Genomic DNA, 431 nt, shown 5'->3' with positions numbered 1-431 from the left:
AAGAATGTTTTAAGTCTAGGATTAATATTGTTGGATACTGTAGGAATACTTGGAATACCGAAAATTCCAGGCTTGTAACCACTGGTGAAATTCACGAAAAGTTTGCCGTTCGTATCAGTTTTAGCTTCATTAAGAAGACTGGAAATTCCGTTCCATTTATCATCATTGTTCGTTACCTTATAATAATCCTGAACCTTAAGTTGTACTCCGGAATTGTTGATGTCAAAAGTTGTATTGTCTGCCCATGGTGAAGCATTGATTCCTTTGGTTGTTCCCGAAGAGAATCTTCTGAATAATTTGATCTTTCCTCTTACAGCTCCCAGTGTAGGAATATTGGCTCCAAGATCCCATTTTGAAGGATTTTTCTGAACATAAGAATCAAATGTTTCTTCAAAACTTCGGGTGATGTTGGACGCATAATATTCTTCTTT

The 431-nt window shown here is 36.2% G+C and carries 1 pseudogene; it reads right to left on the bottom strand.

From position 1 onward, the window contains the following. Positions 1-431, bottom strand: a pseudogene (locus BBI00_RS18980) (phosphatidylinositol-specific phospholipase C); the annotation flags it as partial.

The sequence above is a fragment of the Chryseobacterium arthrosphaerae genome (genome assembly GCF_001684965.1).
Lineage (GTDB): Bacteria > Bacteroidota > Bacteroidia > Flavobacteriales > Weeksellaceae > Chryseobacterium > Chryseobacterium arthrosphaerae.
This window is presented reverse-complemented; position numbering and strand designations above follow the sequence as displayed.